This window comes from Pseudovibrio sp. W64, assembly GCF_001623145.1.
Lineage (GTDB): Bacteria > Pseudomonadota > Alphaproteobacteria > Rhizobiales > Stappiaceae > Pseudovibrio.
The window spans coordinates 1-26,782 of sequence record NZ_LMCI01000018.1 but is presented as its reverse complement, the minus strand read 5'-3'; the positions used below and the strand labels follow the sequence as shown (position 1 = coordinate 26,782).

At 53.0% G+C, this 26,782-nt stretch carries 22 protein-coding genes, 1 other RNA gene and 1 pseudogene; 6 read left to right on the top strand and 18 right to left on the bottom strand.

Annotated features, from left to right (window positions below):
- Positions 1 to 428: 428 nt before the first annotated feature.
- The 7 genes and pseudogenes from PsW64_RS27870 to PsW64_RS08905 all read right to left on the bottom strand — a co-directional run.
- Positions 429 to 1,910: pseudogene (locus PsW64_RS27870) on the bottom strand (UDP-N-acetylmuramoyl-L-alanyl-D-glutamate--2,6-diaminopimelate ligase); the annotation flags it as partial.
- Between the two features lie 112 nt (positions 1,911 to 2,022).
- Positions 2,023 to 3,747, bottom strand: a complete 1,725-nt coding sequence (locus tag PsW64_RS08930) for a peptidoglycan D,D-transpeptidase FtsI family protein (RefSeq protein ID WP_063293907.1) — start codon at positions 3,745 to 3,747, stop codon at positions 2,023 to 2,025.
- An 11-nt stretch (positions 3,748 to 3,758) separates the two neighbouring features.
- Positions 3,759 to 4,112, bottom strand: coding sequence for a cell division protein FtsL (ftsL, locus tag PsW64_RS08925; RefSeq protein WP_057465722.1), 354 nt, complete (start codon positions 4,110 to 4,112; stop codon positions 3,759 to 3,761).
- A gap of 3 nt (positions 4,113 to 4,115) precedes the next feature.
- Positions 4,116 to 5,153, bottom strand: coding sequence for a 16S rRNA (cytosine(1402)-N(4))-methyltransferase RsmH (rsmH, locus tag PsW64_RS08920; RefSeq protein WP_193757776.1), 1,038 nt, complete (start codon positions 5,151 to 5,153; stop codon positions 4,116 to 4,118).
- Complete coding sequence (locus PsW64_RS08915; RefSeq protein WP_057465720.1) at positions 5,153 to 5,623, bottom strand: division/cell wall cluster transcriptional repressor MraZ; 471 nt, start codon at positions 5,621 to 5,623, stop codon at positions 5,153 to 5,155. The genes rsmH and PsW64_RS08915 overlap by 1 nt, the downstream gene beginning before the upstream one ends.
- A gap of 618 nt (positions 5,624 to 6,241) precedes the next feature.
- Positions 6,242 to 7,060, bottom strand: a complete 819-nt coding sequence (locus PsW64_RS08910; RefSeq protein WP_063293909.1) for a sugar phosphate isomerase/epimerase family protein — start codon at positions 7,058 to 7,060, stop codon at positions 6,242 to 6,244.
- 286 nt (positions 7,061 to 7,346) lie between these two features.
- Positions 7,347 to 8,579, bottom strand: coding sequence for an MFS transporter (locus PsW64_RS08905; protein ID WP_063303391.1), 1,233 nt, complete (start codon positions 8,577 to 8,579; stop codon positions 7,347 to 7,349).
- Positions 8,580 to 8,648: 69 nt separating this feature from the next.
- On the opposite strand from PsW64_RS08905, the gene PsW64_RS08900 reads away from it, so the two are divergent.
- Positions 8,649 to 9,071, top strand: coding sequence for a helix-turn-helix domain-containing protein (locus PsW64_RS08900; RefSeq protein ID WP_057465717.1), 423 nt, complete (start codon positions 8,649 to 8,651; stop codon positions 9,069 to 9,071).
- A gap of 42 nt (positions 9,072 to 9,113) precedes the next feature.
- On the opposite strand, the gene pepT is transcribed toward PsW64_RS08900, so the two are convergent.
- The 3 genes from pepT to PsW64_RS08885 form a co-directional block, all read right to left on the bottom strand.
- Positions 9,114 to 10,355 (bottom strand): peptidase T, encoded by a 1,242-nt coding sequence (pepT, locus tag PsW64_RS08895; protein WP_063303390.1) that lies wholly within the window; start codon positions 10,353 to 10,355, stop codon positions 9,114 to 9,116.
- Positions 10,356 to 10,446: 91 nt separating this feature from the next.
- Complete coding sequence (locus PsW64_RS08890; protein WP_208980675.1) at positions 10,447 to 11,067, bottom strand: LysE family translocator; 621 nt, start codon at positions 11,065 to 11,067, stop codon at positions 10,447 to 10,449.
- A gap of 119 nt (positions 11,068 to 11,186) precedes the next feature.
- Positions 11,187 to 11,870, bottom strand: a complete 684-nt coding sequence (locus tag PsW64_RS08885) for a formylglycine-generating enzyme family protein (RefSeq protein ID WP_057465714.1) — start codon at positions 11,868 to 11,870, stop codon at positions 11,187 to 11,189.
- Positions 11,871 to 12,030: 160 nt separating this feature from the next.
- Here PsW64_RS08885 and PsW64_RS08880 point away from each other — a divergent pair, with 160 nt between their 5' ends.
- On the top strand, positions 12,031 to 12,753 hold the full coding sequence (locus PsW64_RS08880) for an SDR family oxidoreductase (protein ID WP_063303389.1): 723 nt from the start codon (positions 12,031 to 12,033) through the stop codon (positions 12,751 to 12,753).
- 159 nt (positions 12,754 to 12,912) lie between these two features.
- On the opposite strand, the gene rnpB is transcribed toward PsW64_RS08880, so the two are convergent.
- Positions 12,913 to 13,308: RNase P RNA component class A (gene rnpB, locus PsW64_RS08875), an RNA gene on the bottom strand.
- A 44-nt stretch (positions 13,309 to 13,352) separates the two neighbouring features.
- Positions 13,353 to 14,786, bottom strand: coding sequence for a MocR-like pyridoxine biosynthesis transcription factor PdxR (gene pdxR, locus PsW64_RS08870; protein WP_208980674.1), 1,434 nt, complete (start codon positions 14,784 to 14,786; stop codon positions 13,353 to 13,355).
- A 108-nt stretch (positions 14,787 to 14,894) separates the two neighbouring features.
- Between pdxR and PsW64_RS08865 the strand changes: the two genes are divergently transcribed.
- Positions 14,895 to 15,707 (top strand): pyridoxamine 5'-phosphate oxidase family protein, encoded by an 813-nt coding sequence (locus PsW64_RS08865; protein WP_244273491.1) that lies wholly within the window; start codon positions 14,895 to 14,897, stop codon positions 15,705 to 15,707.
- A gap of 169 nt (positions 15,708 to 15,876) precedes the next feature.
- Here PsW64_RS08865 and PsW64_RS08860 read toward each other — a convergent pair whose 3' ends face one another.
- From PsW64_RS08860 to PsW64_RS08850, 3 genes are all read right to left on the bottom strand, one after another.
- Positions 15,877 to 16,374: a lytic transglycosylase domain-containing protein gene (locus PsW64_RS08860; RefSeq protein ID WP_057465711.1), complete on the bottom strand. Its 498-nt coding sequence runs from the start codon at positions 16,372 to 16,374 to the stop codon at positions 15,877 to 15,879.
- Between the two features lie 269 nt (positions 16,375 to 16,643).
- A complete protein-coding gene (locus PsW64_RS08855) occupies positions 16,644 to 17,402 on the bottom strand; it encodes a peptidoglycan recognition protein family protein (RefSeq protein WP_057465710.1) in 759 nt (252 codons plus the stop codon).
- A complete protein-coding gene (locus PsW64_RS08850; protein ID WP_063303388.1) occupies positions 17,399 to 18,091 on the bottom strand; it encodes a J domain-containing protein in 693 nt (230 codons plus the stop codon). Before PsW64_RS08850 ends, PsW64_RS08855 begins: the two co-directional genes overlap by 4 nt.
- A gap of 352 nt (positions 18,092 to 18,443) precedes the next feature.
- On the opposite strand from PsW64_RS08850, the gene PsW64_RS08845 reads away from it, so the two are divergent.
- Positions 18,444 to 20,522, top strand: coding sequence for a putative bifunctional diguanylate cyclase/phosphodiesterase (locus PsW64_RS08845; protein WP_208980673.1), 2,079 nt, complete (start codon positions 18,444 to 18,446; stop codon positions 20,520 to 20,522).
- Between the two features lie 103 nt (positions 20,523 to 20,625).
- The gene (locus PsW64_RS08840) at positions 20,626 to 21,531 is read left to right on the top strand and encodes a DoxX family protein (protein ID WP_063289959.1); all 906 of its coding nucleotides are present in this window, start codon (positions 20,626 to 20,628) and stop codon (positions 21,529 to 21,531) included.
- Between the two features lie 32 nt (positions 21,532 to 21,563).
- On the opposite strand, the gene PsW64_RS08835 is transcribed toward PsW64_RS08840, so the two are convergent.
- Complete coding sequence (locus tag PsW64_RS08835) at positions 21,564 to 22,106, bottom strand: winged helix DNA-binding protein (RefSeq protein WP_057465707.1); 543 nt, start codon at positions 22,104 to 22,106, stop codon at positions 21,564 to 21,566.
- Between the two features lie 235 nt (positions 22,107 to 22,341).
- Here PsW64_RS08835 and PsW64_RS08830 point away from each other — a divergent pair, with 235 nt between their 5' ends.
- A complete protein-coding gene (locus PsW64_RS08830; protein WP_082831064.1) occupies positions 22,342 to 25,941 on the top strand; it encodes a hydantoinase B/oxoprolinase family protein in 3,600 nt (1,199 codons plus the stop codon).
- Between the two features lie 52 nt (positions 25,942 to 25,993).
- On the opposite strand, the gene PsW64_RS08825 is transcribed toward PsW64_RS08830, so the two are convergent.
- Positions 25,994 to 26,380 (bottom strand): type II toxin-antitoxin system VapC family toxin, encoded by a 387-nt coding sequence (locus PsW64_RS08825; protein WP_063303386.1) that lies wholly within the window; start codon positions 26,378 to 26,380, stop codon positions 25,994 to 25,996.
- Entirely contained in the window at positions 26,377 to 26,610 is a 234-nt protein-coding gene (locus tag PsW64_RS08820; protein ID WP_063303385.1) for a type II toxin-antitoxin system Phd/YefM family antitoxin, read from the bottom strand. Before PsW64_RS08820 ends, PsW64_RS08825 begins: the two co-directional genes overlap by 4 nt.
- Positions 26,611 to 26,782 lie beyond the last annotated feature (172 nt).

Genomic DNA, 26,782 nt, shown 5'->3' with positions numbered 1-26,782 from the left:
TCGGCTTCGGCTTCGGCTTCGGCTTCGGCTTCGGCTTCGGCTTCGATAGCCGCTAGATCACCCAGCAGCTCGTCTTCAAGTGCATCCGGTGTATCTTCCGCAACATTGGGGAAGCCATCCTTGCCAAAATCAGGGTCATGGCTTTCAACATCAGCCAGTTCCGCATCTGCAAGATCATCAGCGCCCAGAACATCTTCTTCCAGCGCCAGCCAGTCTTCTTCCTCTTGATCACGTGCATCATCACGATTTTCCGGCAGAGTATCTTCCAGCTCCTCAACACCAGCCTGCACCGCAGCCAACAGATCATCATCATCCAGCGCTTCTGCAGCTGCCAGCTCATCACCTTCGTCAGCCAGCAGGTCCATCTCATCCAGATCAAGTGAGATCTCAGGCAGATCACTCTCAGCAACAGGAGGCCCACCATTTTCAGCAGAAGCTTCTGCAAGCGCTTTCTGGATTTCTTCATGGTCGGAGAAAGGCAGAACTTCCGTTCCAACAATCTGCCCTGTTTCATGCCCCTTACCGGCCACACAAAGCACATCGCCTTCTTGCAGCATCTTCACCGCCTGGCGGATGGCAAGTGCACGATCCCCAATCTCAAGGGCCGCAGGACAAGCAGCAACAATCTCTTCGCGAATTTTATCAGGATCTTCCGTGCGCGGATTATCATCAGTCACAATGGAAACATCAGCAAGACGAGCAGAAATCTCGCCCATCAACGGACGTTTACCCGCATCCCGATCACCGCCACACCCCAGCACACTGATCAGGCGACCAGCCGCAAATGGGCGCAAGGCTGCAAGCACATTCTCCAGCGCTTCCGGCTTATGAGCATAATCAACAAACACCAGAGCGCCGTTTTCACGTGTACCTACATGCTCAATCCGGCCCGGTGCACCACGCAGCACAGTCAGCGCTTCAAGAACAGTTTGAAGCTCCACACCAGCAGAAATAGCCAGCCCCGCAGCAATCAGGGCATTGCTCACCTGAAAATCACCTGCCAACGGCAAGGCGACAGAGAACACACCCTCAGCCGTTTCCAGCTCAAGAACCTGACTGAAGCCCTCTGGCTGAACGCTAAGCACTTTCAGATCATCGCCAAAAACACCAGTCGTAAACGTCTTGAGGCCGCGCTCTTCCGCAATCGCCAGAACGCGGTCAGCAAATTGCGTTTCCGGATCAACAACAACCACACCATCATCCGGCAAAAGATCGCGGAACAAACGCAATTTTGCCTGAAGGTAGTCTTCCACCGTTGGGTGGTAGTCCATGTGGTCTCGGCCAAGGTTGGTAAAGCCAGCTGCAACAATGTGCACGCCATCAAGACGATGCTGGTCCAACCCGTGACTGGACGCCTCCAGGGCCGCATGGGTAATCCCATCCTCTGCCAGACGCTTAAGGTCTTCATGCAAAGACACAGGGTCAGGTGTGGTCAAGCCGCCATAGCTCTGCCCTGTCGATGTGACAGTACCAATGGTTCCAAGACTGGCAGAAACCAGCCCGGCATATTCAAAGATCTGACGCACGAAAACAGCAACAGACGTTTTGCCCGCAGTGCCTGTCACAGCAACCATCTTCTCAGGCTGTTTGCCAGAGAAAGCAGCCGCCATCAAAGCAAGTTCCCGGCGCGCATCTTGTGCAGCGATCAGCGGAACCTGTTTGGCTTGCTTGCGAATATCATCAGAAAGTCTGTCCGCATCAATCAAAATGGCAGCAGCACCCGCGTCCACGGCTTGCTCGATAAACTGCGCACCATCAACTTTCGCGCCCTTAAGGGCAGCAAAAACAAAACCGGGCTCCACTGCTCGACTATCAGCAGTAAGCCCCGAAATATTAAGAGTATCAACCCCGTCTGGCCCATCGCCCTCGGCGGAGATTATCTCTTGTTTTGTAAGGTCTTTAAGCAACATAGCGTCGATATGTCCGGCCTATGAGACATGAATGTGGCAAACCAGATTTGGAGGACAGTTGTCTTCATATTTCCCCAAAATCTCCGTGTATTGCCTCAATCAATTCTCCTGTTTAGTTCCGGTTCTGATAGGAAACCGGAATTGTTTCTGCGTCATCTGCGAAATCAGGCACCACGCCGAGCATTGGTGCAATTCTGCGGATAACAGATGCAGTGGTTGGCACAGCATTCCACCCTGCAGTAGAATAACGTTGCCCTTCCACGGCTTGTGGCTCATCCAAAACAATCAAAACGAGATACTCAGGATTGGACATCGGGAACGCCGACATAAAGGAGTTCAGATAAACACCTTCAGCATAACGGCCATTCACAACTTTCTGCGCTGTTCCAGTCTTACCGCCAACATCATAACCCGGCACAGCAGCACGCCGCCCGGATCCACGCAGGACATTTTCACGGTTGAGATACCGAAGGATCTCGCTGGTTTGTGGTTTCAGAACCTGTTTAGCAAGCTTGTCAGCTTCTTCCTCACTGCGAGGCAGGAACGTTGGTTCAAGATATTTACCGCCATTGACCAGCGTCGCACCCGCAACAGCCATCTGCAGCGGCGTGATGCCCAAGCCATGACCAAAAGAGATCGTCATTGCAGCAAGGTCATTCCACTTCGGTGGAAGCAGAGGCCGCGCAACGCCCGGTATCTCGGTCTTCATTTTCTGGGTCAGCCCAATCTTTTTCAAAAACGCCTTCTGCTCCTCAATGCCAGCTTTCTGCATGACTTTGATGGTGCCGATATTGGAGGAGTAAATGAAAACTTCAGGCACGGACAAAACACGGCGCTTCCCGTGGAAGTCATCGATCTTCTGACCTGCAACACGGATAGGTTTGGTGGCATCAAAGCCATCTTCCAGCTTCACCTTGCCACTATCCAGCGCCATCGCAATGGTAATACCCTTGAAGATGGAGCCCATCTCAAACACACCACCAGTCACCCGGTTCATACGTTCTTTTTCAAGCGCTTGCTGACGGTTGTTCGGGTCAAAATCCGGCAGCGACGTCATGGCGATCACTTCACCGGTGTCCGTTTTCAGCACCACACCCATGGCCGCTTTGGCCTTGTAGTACTCCATGGAACGGCGCAACTCATCACGCACTGCATGCTGAACACGCAGATCAACCGAAAGCTTGACGGGCTCCATGGTCCGATCCTGCGTAAAGCCAAGATCTTGCAGATCCTTCAACCACGCCTGATCGACATACTTCTCCATACCAGAGAGGCCCTGGTTGTCGACATTCACAGTTCCAAGAATATGACTGACCGTCTGACCACCTGGATAAAACCGCTTATTACTCTCACGGAAGCCAACACCCGGCAGACCCAGCGCATGAATGGCCTGTCGCTGCTCAACGGAGATCTCACGCTTGAGCCACGTAAACAGCGCATTGCTCTCAAGACGCTTCTTGATGGATGGCGTATCCAGCTCCGGCAAAACAGAGATCAGCCCGTCAAAGACTTCATCTGTATCAGGGATCTTGCGCGGCTCAGCATAAAGCGCAGCACTCTTGATATCGGTCGCGAGGATTTCACCATTACGGTCAACAATATCAGGGCGCGCTTGAGCAACAGAACTCTGCGCAGCAAGGAACCGCTCAGCAGGGTCCCCATCCTGCAAACCAAGCAGGATCAGACGACCAGCAATAGCTCCGTACACAAACACAAAGATAGTCATCGCAAAGAAAATGCGCGAGCGTCCCGGACCACGTAGCCGGATCGCACTTGTGCCATGCTTTTGGTTCACATTAGACCGCCGCAAAAAGGAGCTGTCAGCTTTCCTGGCCACGAGCCCCTCCCTTACTGTACAGATGTAACGCGACTGGCGTAACCGCTCATCGCATCAGCAGAGACTGGCTCCATCAGAACAGGTCTAACCGGCAACGCCTTCAGTGTCGTGATCTGTTCCGCACGTAGTGGCTCAAGCTTCAAAATATCGTTGTAACGATCAACGATACCCTGCAAACGCCCTGGCTGATTAAGCACACTCCACTGGGCTTTGTAGTAACGGATATCGTCTTTTTCCTTGGCAATCTCAGCAGAAAGCTGACGCACCTGATCGGCAAGGTTTTCGTTAGACATCTTGATGTCGTAAACGAGCGCAGCACCAATAACCACCGCAACAATAAAGAACAGATTTACGAAGCGCAGCATAGCTTAGCCTCCTAGACCGTGGAATGAAGCAAGGCGCGGAACGCCTGCCGCATGAATATCTAACTCCCGCGAAGGCGTATCCAACCGCCGCCCAGCTCTCAAACGAGCAGAACGTGCGCGAGGATTATCAGTAATCTCCTCAACGCTGGCATCCTGATTGCCCTTCACGATAAATTCGAAAGTCGGAGGAGGAATATCCATCTCCGGCATATGGCGGGATCCGCCACCGCGGGTCTTGCAGCGATCCGCAAGGAACCGCTTCACAATACGATCTTCCAGACTATGGAACGTCACAACAACCAGACGCCCACCCGGACGCAAAATCCGTTCCGCTGCCGCAAGAGCCCCAGCCGCCTGATGCAACTCACCATTCACATAGATACGTAGCGCCTGAAAGGTCCGCGTTGCCGGATGAATGCTGGCCTTCTTAGGATTACGCTTCACCACCTTCTCGATAACGCGAGCAAGCTCAAGCGTCGTCTCAAATGGCTTCTCTTCGCGCGCCTGACAAATGGCATGGGAAACACTGGAAGCACGCTTTTCTTCGCCAAGCATCCCAATGATGCGCGTCAAGTGCTGACGCTCCATGGTATTCACCACATCCGCCGCACTTGGACCATCCTGCTCCATGCGCATATCCAGCGGTCCATCAAACCGGAACGAGAAACCACGCTCCGCCTGATCCAACTGCATGGAAGACACGCCAAGATCCATCACCACGCCATCAACAGCATCATAGCCAAGCGCACGTGCATGGTCTTCAAGATCAACAAACTGACCGTGCACCAGCTGCAAGCGTCCATCGGACTCTTGCTCCAAAACGCGACCGTCACGGATCGCATCTGGATCCCGATCAACACCAATCACACTGGCTCCAGCCTCAAGAAAAGCCCTTGAGTAACCACCGGCACCGAACGTACCGTCAATAATCACATCACCCGGCGCGGGGGCCATTGCCTCCCGCACCCGTTCCAGAAGGACTGGAATGTGACGCGCTGGTCCGCCAGCGATACCGGATTTGTCTCCGTCGCCGCCCGTCATCATAGTGCCCCTCCGGCTGCTGTCCCCGGCGCACCGCCGGAAGACAATACTGCAAGCGCCCGCTTCATGGCCTCGTCGCGGTGCTTGGAGAACCTTGTCGGTTCCCAAATCTGAAACTTAAACCCCTGCCCAACAAACGTGACTTCACCATCAATGCCGGTGTGGTTACGGATCATCTCAGAAAGAACAATCCGGCCATCCCGATCAATTTTAAGGGTTTCACTTGCGCCGTAAAGCGCCGTGGACAGAGCGTCGTACTCCATTGAGAGCGTTGAAAACGCATCAAGTCGTTTCTGGATTTCCGCTGTCAGTCCGTTACCGCCTGCATCAACCGCCTCCTGAAAAGGAGATGGGAAGCAGTAGAGACCCTCAAAGCCGTCTTTCGCCAACGCCGCACGAAAGGGTGCAGGGATCGATACACGACCCTTTGCATCCACCCGATTGGTGAAGTGCGAAACAAAACCAGCCATTGGTCCCCTCTTTAATGAGCCAGATCTTCTTGATCTGTCAGCGGCACATCAAACAACTCTCCACTCCTTGGAGAGCCAGCGCTCAAATCAGGCAAAAACAACAAGATTACTGAAGTACAAACCGGAATATCCCGGGAGCCTATGGGATACCATGGGATAGCATGGGACGTCAATGAACCCACCAGCCCAAACCGAAAAGAATGCCCCTTAACATCTGCTAGTTATCACCAATTATGGTAAACGAAGTATTGATAGGAGTTTACGCAGGGATTTCTGCGAGTTACACGCATCCAAAATACGATTACAACCAGAAGTACTCACAGTTTTTACAGAGGTCGAAGAAAGAATTTCGCCGATTGGCTCTAGTGATTTTAACCTATTAGCCTTGGCTAAACCCCGTTTTTCCCATGCCGGACCATGAAATTCCATGCCCATTCTGAGGACGGTGGGGCAGTTTCCCATACCTACCCACGATTGTCCTGAGTCGATAAATCGCACTGGGAAGGCACGTCACACACTGCGATCACAATTGGTTTTACTGGTTACTTTGATCGCTCAAACAAAGGAGGCCGGCAGCACTGCCGACCCCATATCTCATCACAGGGAGCAAACCTCCCGTTATCTGGCGAGACCCAACCCAACCAGATAGTCTGCGCCTTTGCGCAAAGTGGTCTCATCCATGATCTCAAGGATCAGGCGTGGGTTGCTCTTCAGTTTTGCCAGTTCTGCAAACAGAGGCTCCCACGGAATAGAACCCTCACCCGGATTCCAGTGGCGGTCAGCATGACCATCAATGTCCTGAATATGCACATGCTGCAAAGCATCGCCTGCTGACTTGATGAAGTAATCAACCGGCGGCGCGCCATAGCAGGAGTGCATGTAGTGAGCATGTCCGGTATCAATCGAAAGCGCCAGAGCTTCACTCTCAAAACTCTTCAGGATCTCCACCCGGTAGGACGGGTCCAGGTCTTCGATGTTCTCCAACACGATGACACAGCCCATGTCCTCCGCCTTGGCAACAACATCCTTCAGGTTCGCATGGATCATTTCCAGCTTCATCTGACGACCATTGTCATAAAGATCGAGGTTGTTGTGATCCCAGATCGTGTAAGGACTGTGCAGCACCATCTGGTCTGCACCCATTTTGGCACACAACTCAATACCTTGATCCAGACGCTTGCGAACAGCCTGCTGAAACAGCGGATCAGCCGCAGAAAGGTCCAGATTCCAGAACGGGCCATGCAGACCGAGGCGCCCCTCATGTCCATCCAGAAGCTTCTTTGCTTCTGCGACCAAGTCATCACACCCATTGTCCAGCAAGTTCCAATTATAGAAATCCTGCAGCTCAAGATCCCGAGGCAGCTCCAGCAACCATTCACGATGTTGGGGAAGATGTTTGACGCACATTGCTGCGCCTAAAACCGGCAAATCACTCATGCGGCTATTCCAAGATAAGGCCTCAAAAGGCACTGCTTTCAGTTATGCCTTTGCTCTTACATGTCTTGCATGTCAAAGGCATTACATCGCCTAAAGCTGCTTACCTTATTCCGGCTCGCTCTCACTGCTTTAAGCGCTCATCCCGCCGCATATATTTTGCGGCAATCAGAGCACCATGACAGTTTCGTTTTGCACGGTCTACGTACTATTCCAGAGCGATCGAGAGCATCAACAAAAAATGCGCATAACACATCTAAAAGCTGACGCTCTCGTAAGCCCGTTACACTCAGTTTTCCATTCGCACAAACGCTGTTGCTGCCTTACGAACTGAGCGCCAGATAAAGACGAGTAAGCCGATAAGCGCCATGCAGGTCAGCGCAGTAGCCACAATCCGAAACGTCCCGGCAAATCCAACCGCAGCAATCAAAGGAATGCTGACAAAAACAGAGAGGAACTGGCCAAGGAAAACAGAGGAAGTCAGAACCCCACCTGCCATACCACGCCGCGAACTCGGAGCCACCTGAAGCGCAATAGCTGGAAAGTTCGGCATCGCAAGCGCGTACCCGGCACCCATCGCAGCGGTCCCCAGGAACACGCTCCAGGTTTGCTGAAGGGTCAGCAACATCAGCCCAATCGCCATAAATCCGTAGGCCAGCGTAAATGCCCCACTGTAACCAACACGCGCTTTAATCCGCCCGTAAAGCAGAGCTGCCGTGCCACCAGTCAACATCAACGCACCTAGCGCAGCACCTGTCATAGTCGCACTGTCATAACCTTGAGCATCCAGAAAGAACGGCAGCTGTGTCGGCATGAGGAAGAAGATCATATTAGTCAGCATTTGCAGTAAAGCCAATGCCGTCAACAGCCAGACCCAGGCCGGAGAACCGTCACTTTCTGCACTTGCAGTTTTCTTTGCAGCTGCAGAGTGCTTCACCGGTTCGCTGAGATAACGCCACAAAAACGGCACCATGAGCAACGCAAGCCCATAAATTGCAAACGGCAACCGCGGAGAAGTAACAGCCAGCAAACCAGCCATTGAGATAAAGAGAAAACCGCCAAAGTTACGAGCCGACGTCTGTAGCCCCATCAGAGAGCTGCGCTGGTTGCCGACAAAGTAGTCACCGATCAAAGCTGTTTGCGCCGTCATCACCATGGCAACCGCAATGCCAAGACCCAACCGGCTCATCAATATACTCGTCAGGTCCGGCAGGATCATGCCGGCACTTCCCATCACAGCAAACAGCAGGACACCTGTAAGCAACAGTGCTCGCCGACCATAGCGATCTGCGATCACTCCAGCCAGCGGGGCGCAGATAACGACAGTCAGCGAAGGCGTTGAGACCAGAAGCCGGGACAACCAAAGAACATTTGGATCATCCCGGAACATCTCCTCCAATCCAGCAAGAGCAGGACTGATCGTTGCGTTCGCCATGACCGTTAAAGTAGCCGCCATTAAAAGAGCAATCGCTCTGGGGTCTTTCCAGACCTGTTGTTCGGGCTCCACGTGCACTTGTTTCATTTGCTTATCCTCTTGCAAAATTACCCTGTTGAGATCAGGATACGACTTCAAGCCAACTTGAGGTCAAGTATGAAACTGCTAGATATTGGAGAGATCACCGAACGCTCAGGCGTAAAGCCCTCCACACTGCGATATTATGAGGAAGTCGGACTCATTCAGTCCATAACGCGGCACGGTCTCCGACGTCAGTACGAGCCGCAGATCCTGACGAAACTCTCTCTGATCACACTCGCCAAGGCTGGTGGATTTTCACTGACAGAGATTGCAGGCATGTTTTCTGAAAAGGGTCAGCTCCAGATCCCGCGAGAGCAGATCCGTGAACGTGCCGATCTGATTGATGAGCAAATCAAGGAACTCACAGCCCTGCGCGATGTCCTGCACCACGTGGCCGACTGCCCTGCCCCAAGCCACATGGAGTGCCCTTCCTTCCAACGCATGCTCAAGGCATCAGACAGAAGGAAACCAGCAAAGAAAAAACCGCCGACAAAGTAGCCGACGGTTTCATATTCTCATGAAGCGGTTTTTAGGAGCCTCTTACTTCGCAGCGCGCTCAACAAGCTTAAGGCACACCTGCATCGCACATGCCATGTCCTGCACGCTGATCCATTCCAGCGGCCCATGGATTTCCTGCATGCCGGTGAAGATGTTCGGACAGGATGTCCCCTTCGCGGTCAGCACAGACCCATCGGTTCCACCACGGATCGGCTTGGCAGATACACTCAAGCCCATGTCCTCATAAGCTGCCTTAGCAAGCTCAACTGGGGTCATATCATCACGCAGCCAATGGTGCATGTTGCGATACTGTTCTTTGACCTCACAAGAGATGGAAGCACGCGGCTCAGTAGCCTGAACTGCAGCACATACCTGCTCCAGCAGATCAGCTTTCGCTTCCAGACCTTCCAGCTCAAAATCACGCAGCACAAAATGCAGCTCCGCTTCAGCTGCATTCCCCGCCATGTCGGCAATAAAGATAAAGCCATCACGACCATCAGTGGTCTCAGGTGTCATCGTCGCATGTGGCAGCATGGTGATGATCTTGCCTGCCAGATGCAACGCATTGACCAGCTTATCCTTCGCATAACCAGGATGTACAGAAACGCCAGTGATCTTTACCGTCGCACCATCAGCACAGAAGTTCTCATAGTTCAGCTCGCCCACTTTGCCGCCATCCAGCGTGTAAGCAAAATCCGCACCCAGAGCGCCAGGCAACTTGTCATGCACACCGCGCCCGATTTCTTCATCCGGCGTAAACGCAATACGAAGTTTGCCATGAGGGATCTGCGGGTTTGCCAGCAGATGACGAGCAAGACACATGATGATCGCAACACCGGCCTTGTCATCCGCACCCAGCAACGTACTTCCACTGGCGGTGATAATATCATCACCGATTTTCTCACCAAGATAACGGGAGTTCTCAGGAGACAGGGACAACTCAGAGGCATCCGGGAAGGAAATTGCTGAGCCATCATAAGCACGGTGAACGCGTGGCTTCACACCCTCAGCATGGTAGGCCGGGGCGGTGTCCACGTGCGCCAGCAGGCCAATCACGGGAGCATCAGTCTGGATAGTCGCAGGAATAGTGGCAAGAACAACGCCGTATTCAGTCAGCTCAACGTCACTGGCACCAATCTCCATCAGCTCAGCACGCAGCACCTTTTGTACATCAAGCTGGATCTGAGAGCTTGGGGACTCCGGGCACGTCTCATTGCTCTGGCTATCAATAGCCGCATAGCGAACGAGGCGCTCTTCCAGTTCCTGATCAAATTCTGTTCTCATAGAAGATCTCCTTGCAGTTACCTTCTATCTGCGCGAAGCCCCATCAACTTTCAAGTTGGAACACTGCCATAGGAGCAAAAGCAAACCGCTTTTACCGCACCTCGCTCGCAATTTTCCCTGCAAACCCAAAAAGAACAAAGCCCGACAACACACGGAACCGGCGATACCGAGCCTGAGTAATAAAGCGCGCCCGTAACAACGAGGCCAACGCAGAATACCCGCTTAAAGATAGGACAGAGATTCCGCAAAACGTTGCAACAAGAATACTGGCCTGTGGCAGCAGGGCCAACTCAGAGCTCATAACTTGTGGGAACAGAGCAACAAAAAACAGGATCGCTTTTGGGTTGGTCACCGCCAGCAAAAACGCTTCCCAGAACAGTGTCAATCCAGATACAGAAACGCTGACATCCCCTGATAAATCAATCTCCTCACGCTTGAAGACAAACTTAAGCCCAAGCCAGACCAGATACCCAACACCCATCCATCGGAACACACTCCACAAAATCTCAGAGGTGAGCACAAAACTCACCACACCACCCGCGCAAAATGCACCAGCAATCGCAAGCCCAAGGGTATTGCCGAGAATAGTCGGTAGAACCCGCCCCATCCCCAACTGCGCAGCCCGTCGCACGGTATTAAGGATCGCTGGCCCCGGCGTCACAATATTCGCCGCAGAAATCAGCACAAAAGAAACCCAAACCCAAAAATCCATTTTGTATTCCACTGTATACATAAATCAGATCTTGGGTAATTGATTGCGTTGGAGCAGTCAAGCTTGCAAGACAATACCGGTGTTTTTCTTGGACAGAGGCTTCCTTGCCAGTAAGCAACCTACTTTATTGACCGCGCAACACGAAAACCCAGGTCCTCAACACGAAAGGTTGGGTGACTGCGCCGTCTGTTGGTGACAAGGCAACCCCGTTCATCATCTGCCCAACCACCACCTTTAAACACGCGGTACTCTCCATAAACAGCTGGATCATAAAGATCCCAACACCACTCCCAAACATTGCCCAGCATATCATAGAGCCCAAACTCATTCGGCTCTTTGCACCCTACTGCCTGCGGAGTTCCAGCTGAGTTTTCGGCAAACCACCCGATATCTTCAAGCGCACCATAGCGGGGTCCTTGAGAACCAGCACGACACGCATACTCCCACTCAGCATCTGTCAGCAGACGATACCCATCGCTTATGGCGCACCGATCAACCAGCCCGTCCCCATGCTCAAGGTAGTAAGGCTTCAGGCCATACCGCTCAGAAAGGCCATTACAAAACCTGACCGCATCAAACCAGCTGACAGAGTCAACGGGCAAATCATCACCAGTAAACTGAGAGGGCCGCTCATCCAGAACAGACGCATACAGCTCCTGTGTAACCAGATATTTCGAAGTATCAAACGTCTGAACCTGAGCTGTCCATCGCTCCCTTTTACGATCATCTTTCTGAAGAAGGACACCGGCAGGGATCGTCACCATTTCCGGTATCAAAGTGGAACTCGACTCCCCCAACAGCATTCCAGCATCTCCAACAAACCAATAAGCCCCAACGCGCCGAGTGTGGCACACCAACGAATAGAAGCAAACTTTACGCGCTCCCAACAAGCTTCAGAAAACTATTTTGGCTAATGAATTGAAAGATCATCCCGCTCACAATGATCGGAACATAAGCAGACCCATGACGAAGCCTCTTGTTGTGATCACAGGTGCCAGCTCAGGCATCGGCGCAGCCCTTGCAAAAACCTTCAGCAAAGACGGGCACCCTCTGTTGCTCTTGGCAAGACGCACGGAACCCATGATGGCGATGGACCTTCCCAACACGATCTGCAGCAAAGTCGACGTCACAAACCGAGAGCACATGATCAAGGCCATCCGTCATGCCGAGCAAGCTTTAGGCCCGGCAGATGCCATCATCAACAACGCAGGCTGCATGTTCCTGAGCGAGCTAAAAGATCAAAATCCAGAAGATTGGGAGACAATGATTGACGTGAACCTGCGCGGTGTCTTCAACGGCATCCACGCAGTGCTGCCAGCAATGTACCAACGCGGCTCTGGCACCATCATCAACATAGGGTCCATGACTGCGAAGAAGTCCTTCCCAATGCGTGCGGCTTATGGCGCCACGAAGGTCGCAATCCACGGCCTCAGCGAAGCATTACGGCAAGAGGTGGCAGGCCACAACGTCCGTGTCATCACCATCGTACCAGGTCTGGTTGAAACACCCCTCCCTTCCAGCACACGCGATGCAAAAATCCGCGAAGACTACGAAGAACAGAAACGGCAAATCGGTGGTGCACTTGACCCACAAAACGTGGCCGACACGACCCTATTTGCCTACAACCAGCCCCAAACCGTAAACATTCGCGAACTGGTCATCACAGCAACAAGGCAATCTGGCTGATCATACGACAGCACCGCTAACGGGCTACAATCCGCTCCAAATTTGCCGCGCCTTCACAAGCGCAGCACACCGAAAGGCTCGGAGATGGATCGAAGGACTGCTCGGCAGCTTCTTCACCTTTGCAGGCTACAAGCTGCTGACAAGCGATGTATAAAGAAAAATACCAGTCGGCCTGTAAGCCGGGTTTTGTAAGGCACAAGGTGTTACCCTTGTACGCGACGGCAATTCATCTGGGATGCCCATTGCTGAACACCTCTAGCGACCCACCCGGGCGGTCAGGTCTGGAAACATGACTGGAAGTAAACTTCCGCGCCGCCCCTATTCGGTCTTGCTCCCGGTGGGGTTTACCATGCCGTTTTTGTTGCCAAAAACGCGGTGGGCTCTTACCCCACCCTTTCACCCTTACCAATGCATGCACTGGCGGTTTGCTTTCTGCGGCACTTTCCCTAAGGTCACCCTCGCCGGACGTTATCCGGCACCGTGTCTCCATGGAGCCCGGACTTTCCTCCACTGCGGCCTTTCGACACTTGCAGCAGCAACCGTCCGGCCGACTGGTGCACCTGAACTACGGAGCCTAAGGAAAAAGGTCAAGCAAAGAATTACGCTTGCACACGATCTCCGCTCAGTTCCATTGCTTGCTCAAGAGCTTGAACAAAGCCACTCCGCAGCTTCTCATTCGCCTCTGCAAACCCAACAACAAGCCCCTTCTGCGGTGCACCAAGATAAAATATGGAAAGCGGATTAACCCCAAAACCTTTCTGGTTCATCAGGTCCGCAACAGCCACATCATCGCAGGTCTCCGGCAGATAGAGGCAAGTCTGTAAGCCTCCGGTTGGCATGGAAACACCAACCTGATTGCCAAAACGCTCCCCGATCAACTGGCATAGCGCAACACCGTTTTCATGGTAAGCACTTCGGATCTTGTTCAGATGCGCCCGAAAGTGCCCGCTCTCGATAAAATCTGCAAAGGCCATCTGTACATGCACATTAGCCAGTGCACCCGATGCCCGCTGCGCCAACTCCAAACCCACCACATGCTCTTTAGGAACAACAGCATAAGCAAGCCGAATACCCGGCATGAGCGACTTTGCAGAGGTACCGATATAGATCACAGAGTGTCGATCACTCAGCCCCTGAAGCGCTGCAATCGGCCGCCCTTCAAACAAGAACTCACTGTCGTAATCATCTTCGAAAATCACCGCACCTTTGTCGTGAGCCTGTTTAAGCAACATAAGTCGCTCACTCATCTCCATGCGTCGGCCAGTTGGGTATTGGTGCGAAGGCGTCACATAGATCAAAGAGGCACGTGAAACCTGATTGATCTCTGTTAAAGCTTGCACCTTCAAACCGGCAGCAAAAAAGGCTGATCGCGCCCCCAGATACCCCGGCTCCTCAAGCAGTGCCACGTCCCCTTCCTCAGAAAAGCACTGAGACATGAGCGAGAGCGCTGATTGTGTGGTCGGAAAGGCAAGAACCTGCTCAGGAGAGCAGATCACCCCGCGCTCCTGTGCCAGATATTGCGCCAGTACCCGCTGCAACTCAGGCAAGCCAGAAGTATGCTCGTATCCCAGCGCATTGCCATTGAGCAGCCGCGCAGCACGCCGCAAACTCCGTGCCCACTGCTCTTTGGGAAACAGCTCTCGTGAAGGTTCACCCGGTTGCATGGCAACACCCCGCCCCGACGGGCTTGTGTAACGATGATTACAAGAAAATCGCTTGCCACGCGATGAAAGTGGAGGTGTCGTTTCACGAACAGGTCCTGCAACAACAGCCCCTTCAACCTCAGGCAAGGCCACCACTTCAGGCCGTGCACCAGACCGCACGTCCACCAGCCCTTCGGAGCGCAGCAAATCATAGGCTGTGTTCACTGTGTTGCGAGAAACAGAAAGACTGGTCGCCAACTGACGTGAGCTGGGCAACCGCTCTCCTTCAGGAATACGCCGCTTCAGAATTGCATCCCGGTACTGCTGATAAATCTGGCTCGACAGCGGAGTGCTGACCTCGCGATTGATCATCACAACATACTCAAACAACTGGCACCCCACAATTAGATTAAGCGGATCTATATGAGGGACCAGTTTTGCAGAGAATACAGATCAGCACAATACTTCTTCGCCCCGCAGCGAGGGTAACGTGCACAAATGAAACAGAAAACCCGGCAAGCAGTCAGAGCACAAACTCAAACCACTTGCCGGGCCAACTGGCCCCATATTGCCGATTTCGCTCAAAACCGGGGACCAGAGACGGTTAAGACAATGACAGCAGAAATGACACTTGAAGCAGCGCTAAGCACCAGCACTCGTGAAACCAAGCCACCTAAATTTGCTCGTGTCAGAACAAGTCTGCGCGCGGATTATGATTGGAACACAATCCTCCCAATTCTGGAGAGCTCCCTCGTCGTCCATGTCGGCTTCATGGATGAAGACCGCCCAATGGTCATTCCCATGGCTTTTGCGGTCATAGACCGCACCATCTACATTCACGGCGCGAAAGCAGCGCGGATCGTGAAGAAAATGAGCAAAGACTCCCAAGTCTGTCTCACATTCACACTCATTGACGGCATTGTTGCTGCGCGGTCAGCTTTCCACCATTCCGTCAACTACCGAACCGCCGTCATTCACGGCACTGCCCGCCTTGTCACCGACCATCAGGAAGCATGGGACTCCCTCAAAGCAATCACCGAACACCTTCTGCCTGGCAGATGGGATGAGGTCCGCCCGATGACGGAGAAGGAACAGATCTCAACAGGTGTTATCGCTATCGAGATCGAACACGCCTCAGCAAAAATCCGTCAGGGCGCTCCAGTCGACGATGCGGAGGATTACGCGCTGCCCTATTGGGCTGGCGTTGTTCCGGTCACAACGTCACTCGGTCAACCGATTGATGATGGGAAACTACTGGATGGCGTGAAGGTGCCCGCTTCGCCAACAAATGCAGCTCGAAAGTTCGCCTAATTTTCGGGGAATTCGCCTAAAATTTTAAGAGTTAGGGTGGTTGACTTTGCCCGGTCAACCACCCTGATATGTCCTTGCAGACAGACTGACCGTCGGTCAGACATTCGTAAAATTCTAAGAAACTTTGAATGGGAACTTACAGTCCCCCGCCCGAATATGCAAGATGCATTTAGCTGCGTGCCATAATATCCTTAACGCGCTTGCAGTACTTGGCACTAATCCGGTTCATACGCTTGGCATAATGGCCAGCGTTGTATCGCAAAATGGTTCCGCACAGATCTCCGCCAGCGCGCTTATAAGCACCAGCCAGATATCGCATGCCCCATTCGATGTTGTTCTCTGGTTTATAAAGAGCTTTGGTCGAACCACGATAACCCATACCACGTGCGGTAGATGGCTTAATCTGCATGAGACCAACTTCACCGGCACGGCCACGCGCTCTTGCGTTAAAATTACTTTCCACTTCAACAACAGCCTTCGCAATGTGGTGCGGAACGCCGTGCTTCTTGGCTTTCTGTTCGATCAGCTTAACGTAGCTACCCTTTTTAGTAGCCGCTGCGGCTTCATCAGAGAAGACATTGGTATTCACAACACCGCCGAGCATAACACTTGCAGCAAGAACGGGGATTACTACGTTATTTTTTATTTTTGTAAGGTTCATCTTCATTTCCTGGCAATCATGTTTTGAGCAGGAGTGTTTATCTTCAGAAGATGAGACGAAAATCAGACAGGTCTGATCACGAAAAGTTACAATTTTAATGTTTAAAAACTGGCATAAACCTTAGTTTATGGCACAAAAAGGGCTGACGCAGGGCACATCAGCCTTACTTAAGGAAACTTTTCAGCAAAACAGAGTCATTCCCCTACGTAATCAAATCGTACTCCTATTACGTATTAGACCCCATTTTACTGATATTTCAATGACATCTATCACAATCAGAAGGATTTTAGCTTTTTCAGCAGGCTATGCAGTGTCGCAATGGTCTGCGCATCAGCAATTCCATCGACTTTTGCAGGACGGAAGTGGCGCTGAAACGCCTCAACGGCATATTTGGTCTTCTCATCAAACACGCCACTGACCAACACATCATACCCATAGAGCCCCAGAAGCGACTGTAGAGCTTCAATCGGCTGCCCTTCGTCCCCCTCCTGAAAGAAGCTCGAAGCCTCAAGCTCCACCGGCTCAATAAAATGCCCGACACCAGCCTCGGCCAACCGCGCCCAGGGAAAATGACGGCCCGGATCCTGTTTACGGGACGGAGCAACATCAGAATGCCCGAGCACCCGTTCTGGTGAAATACTGTTGCGTTCACAGATATCCTTGGCGAGAGCAATCACAGCTTCAATCTGCACATCAGGATAGCCTTGCGTACCCTCTTCCTGATCCCCCAGATTGGAAATCTCGATTCCAATGCTGCGGGAGTTAAGGTCATCCTCACCCTTCCAGCTGGAAACACCGGCATGCCAGGCCCGGCGACTTTCCGGCACCATCTGCGTAACCATGCCCAGTTCATCAACCAGATAGTGGCAGGAAACTTCTGAGCGCGGATCACACAGCCAGGACACAGCCTTCTCAGCACTTTCCATCGCCGTGTAATGCAAGATCAACATATCAACGGCAGGAACGCGGCGCTCGTTGTGATTGGGAGATGGACGAAGACGCGCAGGCACTGCGCATTCAGTTTTAACGCTCATATTCCTCGTTCCGCGCAGATCTGCTCATACGCTTTATTCAATGCGACCAGTTTATCGCTGGCGATCTTGACGAACTCCTCAGGGACACCTCGACCAATCAACCGATCAGGATGTGTCTCCCGGACTTGCTTGCGATAGCAGGAGCGCACGTCTTCATCACTCGCCGCCATATCAATGCCGAGAACCAGATAGGGATCTCCATCTCCTCTTATATGACGGGCTTTAATCTGCGAAAAGCCAACGGCATCAATTCCAAAGATTTCGGCAATCCGGCTGAGATAGGCAACTTCTCTCTCATGAATAACGCCATCTGCCTTGGCTATATAAAAGAGGCCATCCAGCACATCCGTACGCGTCGTCTCATCTTCAGCAAACAACACAGAGAGTTTGGAAGCGTAGGTCTCAAAGCCCGCTACGTCCTGCTGAGCCAGTTGGAAGAGGCGCGAAACGTTGCGCTCCTCACCCTCTGGCATCTCAAACAGATCGTAAAATGCGATCACTTCGTCATGGGTCACAACACCATCGGCTTTTGCCATTTTCGCAGACAAGGCAATCATAGCGACCGTAAAGGCAACATTCCGGCGCGCTTCACCAACTGACTGAACAAGCTGCTGCAGCCGGTCAACCAACTGGGCACCACCGGTTTGCAGTGCACCTACAATCTTGTCAAAGCTGCCCCAAAAATTCATTGGCATCCTGCTCTCTAGTTCAATCTGCTTGACAATTTCGCCGGAAAAGACAGCAAAATAATTAGTCACCGCAAATCAGGTTTATACCTAACAAATTATTTATCAATCTGAATAGTTTGTTTCCCTTGGGTTTTATTTGCCCACTGCTATCTATAAGTGCCCATTGCATGATTTCAGTTCAAGCCTCAGTCAAGCTTGACCTCAAAATATCGCCCCGCGAAACATATGGGTAATGTTTTACAGATATATTCGCTATTAATTAAGTACACATACAGGCAACAGCGCCAACTAACTTCTCAGTTGCCTGCTGCCAGCGCACATTATTTCGTGCGTTTCGGGATGGGGATTTCAAGTGGAAACGATACCTCCACATCGTAAATTACTTTACGCCGGCATAGTGTTTGCTGTGATTGGTGCCATTGCCACAAGCTTTTATGCCATTGATCAAGCGACTTTATATTATTTATTCAAGAGTGAAGCTCAAAAAGAATTCCATACTGCGAACAACATCATCAATTCACACCACCCTTTCGAGGCCCCTTCCAATGAAGACACGGGACAAAAGGATTCCTCTTCCCCGTTAAATTTCGGCCTGCGCGGGTCCAGCTCTGCCCCAACCACAGAAATCATCTCTTCAAGCTGGAAACTGCCTGCAACCAAAGCCACCGCAGTCAAGCAGGCACTGGTTGAACAGTTTGAAGAGTTCGAACTTCTGGTCGTCAACGCTCCCGGTCGTCCATTGGCTGTCCATCCGCGGAATATGACCAATGACCGCGTAAACGAAATTCTGTCCGATCCATCCGCTTATGACGCCTGGCACTCTGCACTCAACTCAGGACAGTTGGTAATTTACTCCAACTTCAACTGGCTTGAATGGCGGATACCAAAATTTGGCGTCGTCATTCCTTATGTAAATGACGAAAACAAAGCGCGTGGCGGCTTTATCTTCACCACCAAACCAACGCTCAACACCGTCGTGTTTATGGACGCAATCGCCTTTGGATCGGCCTTTGCATTCCTGCTGGTGCTCGTCGTGGCAATCGCCTCTATTATGTTCGCTTGGAAAGGACTGCATGATCGCTGGAAAACCTCCAAAACGATCCGCTTCCTCGCGCACAACGATCCACTGACCCACTTGCCAAACCGCGCTGTTTTCTCTGACGAGTTAAACAAGGCACTCCGCAAAGCATCCATTACAGCTTCCAATGTTTACGTCATTGCCATCGACGTTGATAAGTTCAAGGAAGTGAACGACAACCACGGCCATGCAGCTGGCGATACATTCCTCCAAATCATCTCGGACCGATTACGGCTCGTCTTCACCGATCACCTCGTCTCGCGTCTTTCTGGCGATGAGTTCGCCGTGATGATCGAAGGGGAATACACCAGCCACGACATCACCGTGCTCGCCCAGCGCGCCATGGCAACCACCAATTCCAGTTGCGTCATCGACAGCAAGGAAATCCAGATCTCTCTATCCATGGGCATCGCTCAGGCAACCGATGCTGCATGGCGGTCTTCCCGGCTCCTCCATTGCGCTGACCTGGCGCTCTATCGCTCCAAGAACGGTGGCCGCTCCACTTACACCTGGTACGAGTCCAGCATGGATGAAGAGCTGGAACGTCGCCGCGAGCTGGAAACAGAGATGATCCGTGCGCTTAAGCTCGACGGATTCTCAGTCGTGTATCAGGCTCAGGTTGGTCTGGCAGACAACAAACTCAAAGCTTTTGAAGCCCTGCTTCGTTGGGTCCATCCGGAAAAAGGCCGTATCTCACCAGAAGTCTTCATCCCGATCGCAGAAGACACAGGCCTTATTGAAGCGCTCGGCGAATATGTGCTCAAAAAAGCTTGTACTGACGCGGCAAGTTGGGCTGACACAAGCCTGAAAGTCGCCGTCAACTTCTCGCCTGCACAGTTCAAGACCGGATTGATCGAGCAGAAGATTTCAGAAGCCCTCGAAGAATCTGGTCTGGCACCTGAGCGCCTTGAGATCGAGATCACCGAAAGCCTTCTGATTGCCGATACCACCAGCGTGGTGAAGTCGCTCAAGAAGATCGGGAACATGGGCGTGTCCATCGCCATGGATGACTTCGGCACTGGCTATTCTTCCCTAAGCTACCTTTCTCGCTTCCCGTTCAACAAAATTAAGATCGACCGCAGCTTCATCATGAACATCGGCAAGGATGCCCACACCGACGCAATTGTTGCTGCGATTATCGGTCTTGGCCGTTCACTTGACGTATTGATCACAGCAGAAGGCGTTGAAGAAGAAATGCAGGCCCAAATCCTGCGAGCCGGCGGCTGCGATATCGTTCAAGGTTATTACTTCGGCAAACCATCTAACGTTGATCCGGCCAATCCGCACGCAAATGTCCGCTGCACGCTTGGAACACAAGAGGCCAAGCAGATTGAAGCTGCCTACGTCGGATAACCTCTCAAATAAGCCTAGCGAGAATAGCAGGATATCTCTCGCTAGGTGCAGCACGCTACCTTGACACAAATGACCCGCGCTTGGGATTCGCTGTGAGGTAGCTATGGCAGACAAGAGCAATGCAAATACTGAGGACATGAGCGAAGAGGAGGATCTTGCGGAGATTGCACGGCCCTTCCACTACTTGTCGTTCTTCCAGCTACTTCAATCCCTCATTACAGCTCTCTTGCTGGGCGTCGTCGCACTCATCTCTCTGGAAGTGCTCATGTCACCCATTCCAGAATCTGCATTACGGCCCATGCTGATCTGGCTTGCACTGGCATTCTTCTTCGTCGTAATCGTCGTGCCGAAAAACTTCACACTCGGCTTTTTGTGCATGTTGCTCTGCCAACTTGTCGCCTGGCGGATTGCCTCACTTTATTATGCATACCTGCTCAGCTGGCCGCTTGCCTTTGCCTTCTTCGTCAATCTCATCTGGTTCCTCAGCACAATCCAGCGCAATTCATTTGAGACCGCAGGCCGTGGCCTGACACTTTGGCAATGGCAACTCACCTTCTTCCGCATTCTGGTTGGCTTTGTGATGGTGCCACACTTCACCGACAAGTTGTTTGCCGGGTCTCTCCCTTACATGGAGCATGTAGAGTTCTTCTCCCTACTCGGTTATCCCGACCCTGCAATGATTATTGATGCCGCAGGCTTGGCAGAACTGGCCATTGCAATTGGTATCGGCCTCGGGCTGCTCACCCGTCTCTCTTGCTTCTTCGCAGCCGCCTATATCTTGTTTGCAGCAACATTGAGCGGGGCGCTGGAGCACGGCTTTGTCTCCTTTGCCACAGCCGTCTCATGGGAGTTGCCGCTGATCTTGTTTGCGTCTTATCTTAGCTTCACCACCACAGGAGGGGGAGAATTCTCCATAGATGGCGCATTGCGCAGAACAGGTAAGATGCCCGGATGGATCAAACTGCTCATGGGAGACACAGGCCTCGCCCACAATGAGCATGTCGATTGAGTAAGCGATAACTGGTTCCCGCTGCGATCACATTACATTGCAGCGGCAGAACGAGCGGCCTGATCGTAGTGACCTGACACACTGCGCAAAACAGATGCAAGCCGGGACAGCTCGGCTTCATCAAGCCCAAGCTCTTTCACGGGCTTCACCAGCAAGGCATCACGCAGCTGCTTGTAAGCATCACAAAGCGCACGACCTTCCTCTGTAATCTCGGCAATTTTCTCCTTACCGCGCTTACCGGATTGCACAAGGCCAGCCTTCTCCAGCTTTTTCAAAGCGTAAGACACCGTGTGCGTGTCCTCAATGTTCAGAACGAGACACAGATCAGCCAGCGTTTTTGATCGCTCACGGTGATTGACCGAGTGAAGCACAAGCGTTTCCAGAGGGGATAACCCCTCCTGTCCTGCAGCTGCCATGCATCGCACCATCCAACGATGATAAGCATTCACCATCATCGTCACCGCAAATTCCACCTCAGACAGTGCGGGCAATTCACCCGATGCAAGGTGCGATGAGGACACGACCGGTCCAACGCCCAGCCCACCAGTATTTTTCTGCTCTAAAGCATCACTCATTTTTGACCTCACAACCACCAAGTTAGAATTGCGCAGATTCGCACCATCTCGCGCAACATAATGTCGAGAGTTTACGTAGATCACACAACCTCTCTTAAAAGACCAGTCCACGTAATTTTCAATACCAATCGCTGCGTTTCTCCTGACTCTCACATATTCACATTGACAATATGTCTACATTTTGTAGGTGTATCACAGAATAAGATTTCAAATCGAGGTGGGACAAAACATGACAATGGGCAAGTGGGACTTCTGGATCGACCGCGGCGGCACCTTCACGGATATCGTTGCACGCACACCTCAAGGAGAAATACGCGCCCATAAAGTCCTCTCCGAAAACCCTGAGGCCTACAAAGACGCCGCCATTCAGGGCATTCGCGACCTCATGGGCGTTGCCAAAGACACCCGCATCCCGTCCGACCAGATCCGGGCAGTAAAGATGGGTACCACAGTCGCCACCAACGCACTGCTGGAACGTAAGGGGGACCGCACCCTTCTGCTCATCACCAAAGGCTTCCGCGACGCTCTGGAAATCGGCTATCAGGCCCGCCCGGACATCTTCGCCAAAGAAATCATCAAACCAGAGCTGCTCTACGATCAGGTTCTGGAAGCTGATGAGCGCGTCCGCGCTGATGGCACTGTTGAAGCGGCTCCGGACCTTGACCAGATCAAAGCCCAGCTCGAAGCAGCCTACGCTGACGGCACACGCTCCATCGCTATCGTCTTGATGCATGCCTATGCCTTCCCTGAGCACGAGAAGCAGCTGGCGAACATCGCGAAGCAGGTCGGCTTCCCGCAGATTTCCGTCAGCCATGAAGTCTCCCCGCTCATGAAGCTGGTAGGCCGTGGTGACACGACTGTTGTTGACGCTTACCTCTCCCCAATCCTGCGCCGCTATGTGGATCAGGTTGCTGGTGAACTCGACATCCAGAACACCGACTGCCGTCTCATGTTCATGCAGTCCTCCGGCGGTCTGACCGACGCCTCCCTCTTCCAGGGCAAAGACGCTATTCTCTCCGGCCCGGCTGGCGGTGTTGTTGGCGCAGTCGAAACCTCCAAAATGGCGGGCTTCGAAAAACTCATCGGCTTCGACATGGGCGGCACCTCTACTGACGTCTCCCACTTCGACGGCGAGTTTGAGCGCGCCTTTGAAACCGAAGTGGCTGGCGTTCGCATGCGTGCGCCGATGATGATGATCCACACCGTTGCGGCGGGTGGCGGTTCAATCCTCCATTACAAAGACGGTCGCTTCCAGGTTGGTCCAGATTCCGCTGGAGCAAACCCGGGACCGAAGTGTTACCGCCGCGGTGGCCCACTCACCGTCACCGACGCCAATGTCATGACGTCCAAGCTCAACGCCTCCTACTTCCCGAAAATCTTCGGTCCAGATCAGGACGAGCCGCTGGCAATCGAAGAAGTCAAAGCAGCCTTCAACGCGCTCGCCGCTGAAATCGGTGATGGCCGCACTGGCGAGGAAGTCGCAGAAGGCTTCCAGAAGATCGCCGTTGAGAACATGGCTAACGCCATCAAGAAGATCTCCGTTCAGCGCGGCTATGACGTCACCGAATACGCCCTCACCTGCTTTGGCGGTGCTGGCGGCCAGAGCGCCTGCATGGTTGCCGACAGCCTCGGCATGAAAACCGTCATCGTGCACCCGCTCTCCGGCATCCTCTCTGCTTACGGCATGGGCCTTGCGGATATCCGCGCCACCCGTCAGCAAGCGGTCGTTAAAGAGCTGGACACCGACAATCTGACAGCTCTTGCAGACCTCGCTCAGCGCCTTGCAACAGACGCGAAAACAGAAGTCGAAAATCAGGGCGTTGCAGAAGACGAGCTCTCCATCCTTCCGCGTGCGCACCTGCGTTATGACGGCACCGACACCCCAATCGCGGTGGATCTGAACACCGGTGATCTCGATGCCATGGTCGCCGCCTTCACCCAGAACCACATCAAACAGTTCGGCTTTGCCTACGAGAACAAGACCATCGTGGTCGAAGCACTCGAAGTGGAAGCCATTGGTGGTGGCGCTGGCCTTCAGGAACCAGACGAAGCACTGGCAGCAAATGCCCCGGCAATTGCAGAGCAGACCCAATTCTACGCAAACGGCAAATGGCAGGATGCGTCCATCCTCAAGCGCGATGCGTTCCAGCCGGGTATGAAGCTGCAAGGCCCTGCCCTCATCATGGAGCCTCACGCCACCATCGTTGTGGAACCGGGCTGGCATGCGCAAGTCAACGCCAAGAACCACATCATTCTAACCCGCACCATTCCGCTGGAGAGGAAAGTCGCTCTCGGCACCACCGCAGATCCGGTGATGCTGGAAGTGTTCAACAACCTCTTCATGTCCATCGCGGAACAGATGGGTGTAACCCTTCAAAACACCGCCTACTCCGTAAACATCAAAGAACGCCTCGACTTCTCCTGCGCGGTCTTTGACCAAAACGGCGCGCTGGTTGCCAACGCACCGCACATGCCGGTGCACCTTGGCTCCATGGACCGTTCCGTTGAGGCGATCATCTCCCTCAACAAAGGCAGGATCAAACCGGGCGACGTATTCGCACTCAACGCTCCTTACAACGGCGGCACCCACTTGCCGGATATCACCGTTGTCTCTCCGGTGTTTGATGACGACGGCAAGGAAATCCTGTTCTGGGCGGCCTCCCGTGGTCACCATGCTGATGTCGGCGGCTCCGCTCCGGGCTCCATGACCCCGCTCGCCACCAAGGTGGATGAAGAAGGCGTCTTGATCGACAACTTCAAGCTGGTGGACCAGGGCGACTTCCGCGAAAAAGCGTTGGTCGAGCTGCTCACCAACCACAAATATCCGGTCCGCAACGTTCACCAGAACGTGGCCGACCTGAAAGCCCAGATCGCCGCTAATGAGAAGGGCGTTCAGGAACTGCGCAAGATGACAGACCACTTCGGTCTGGAAACCGTGCAGGCCTACATGGGCCACGTGCAGGACAATGCTGAAGAAAGCGTCCGCCGCGTGATCGAAGCACTGGCAGACAGTTCCTACGAATACCCAACGGATCAGGGCTCAACCATCAAGGTCAAGATCACCGTTGATAAGGACAAGCGCGAAGCAACCGTTGATTTCACCGGCACCAGCCCGATGAAAGAAAACAACTTCAACGCACCGGAACCCGTCACCCGCGCTGCTGTTCTCTATTGCTTCCGCGTCATGGTCGAAGGTCACATCCCGATGAATGCAGGCTGTCTGCGCCCAATCAACATTGTGGTGCCGGAAGGCTCCATGCTGCGTCCGCATTATCCGGCAGCTGTTGTGGCAGGCAACGTGGAAACCTCACAGCACATCACCAACGCGATGTTCGCAGCTCTTGGTGCAATGGCAAACTCGCAAGGGTCCATGAACAACCTGACCTTCGGCAATGACACCTACCAGTACTATGAGACCCTGTGCTCCGGCTCTCCGGCAGGTCCGGGCTTCAACGGTACTGATGGCGTCCACGTCCACATGACCAACTCTCGCCTCACCGACCCTGAAGTGCTTGAGTTCCGCTATCCTGTGCTGCTGGAAGACTTCCACATCCGCAAGGAAACAGGCGGCAAAGGCAAGTGGCATGCAGGTGACGGCACCAAACGCACCATCCGCTTCCTGGAAAAGATGGACTGCGCAATCCTGGCCTCTCACAGAACCATCGCTCCAAAAGGCATGCAGGGCGGCGAAGATGGCCAGAAGGGCCGCACCTACGTGCGCCGCAATTCCGGCCAGATGGAAGAGCTGAAAGGCTGCGACCAGACAATTCTGGAAGCCGGCGAAGCCATCACAGTCGTCCCCCCAACCAGCGGCGGCTGGGGCACCCCAGAATAGGCTTATTTAAGATCAAACAACAGAAACGCCCGGCTCACTCAGCTGGGCGTTTTTATGATGAAGCTCCCACCAACCGCACTCCATAAGCCTCAAACTTTTCGTCAGAGGTCACAATCTCCAAACCTTCCGCCTGTGCTTGTGCGATCAACATTCGGTCAAACGGGTCTTTGTGATGCTCTGGGAGGTAACCAGCTTGCTCACCATGGAAGAGTGAGATTGACAAGCCCAAGAACCCCTCTTCTTCGATGATGCCAGCCAACCCCTTTGGTGCTGTAAGCTTTCCCAGATTTTGCTTTATCGCGATTTCCCATGAACTTGCCGCACTTACAAAAACATCATTGCGAGGGTCTGCAATAATTGCCTGCGCTTTAGTCCCTAACTGCGGGTCACCGGCAAGCCACCAAAGAAGTGCGTGTGTATCAAGGAGAAGACGTCTCATTCGTCACCCTCAAAGCCAGAGGTAACCTCTTTAATCTCTTCATTGAAATCAGCGGCAAGTTTGATCTGCCCCTTGAAGCGTCCAGGTTCACGAGGTTTCAGCTCGCCCTTATGTGGCACTAGGTCGAGGTAAGGCTTTCCAGCTTTGGCAATCACGACACGCTCTCCCTGCCAAACCTTCTCGCCAAGTTTGGATAGATTAGACTTCGCTTCATGCATATTGACCTTCATGGCATCTCACCTTAGCTAAACTTAGCTAAACATACCTCAGTGAGCGGAAATCTGCAAATCTAGCGCCCACAAACACCAGTGGCACCGCTCGGGATGATCCGGCAGTGTTGAGCTAGGATTCCCGGAAGTCGGGATGAGCAAGGCGGCAGGCAATGCCTGCGCTGTTTGTTAG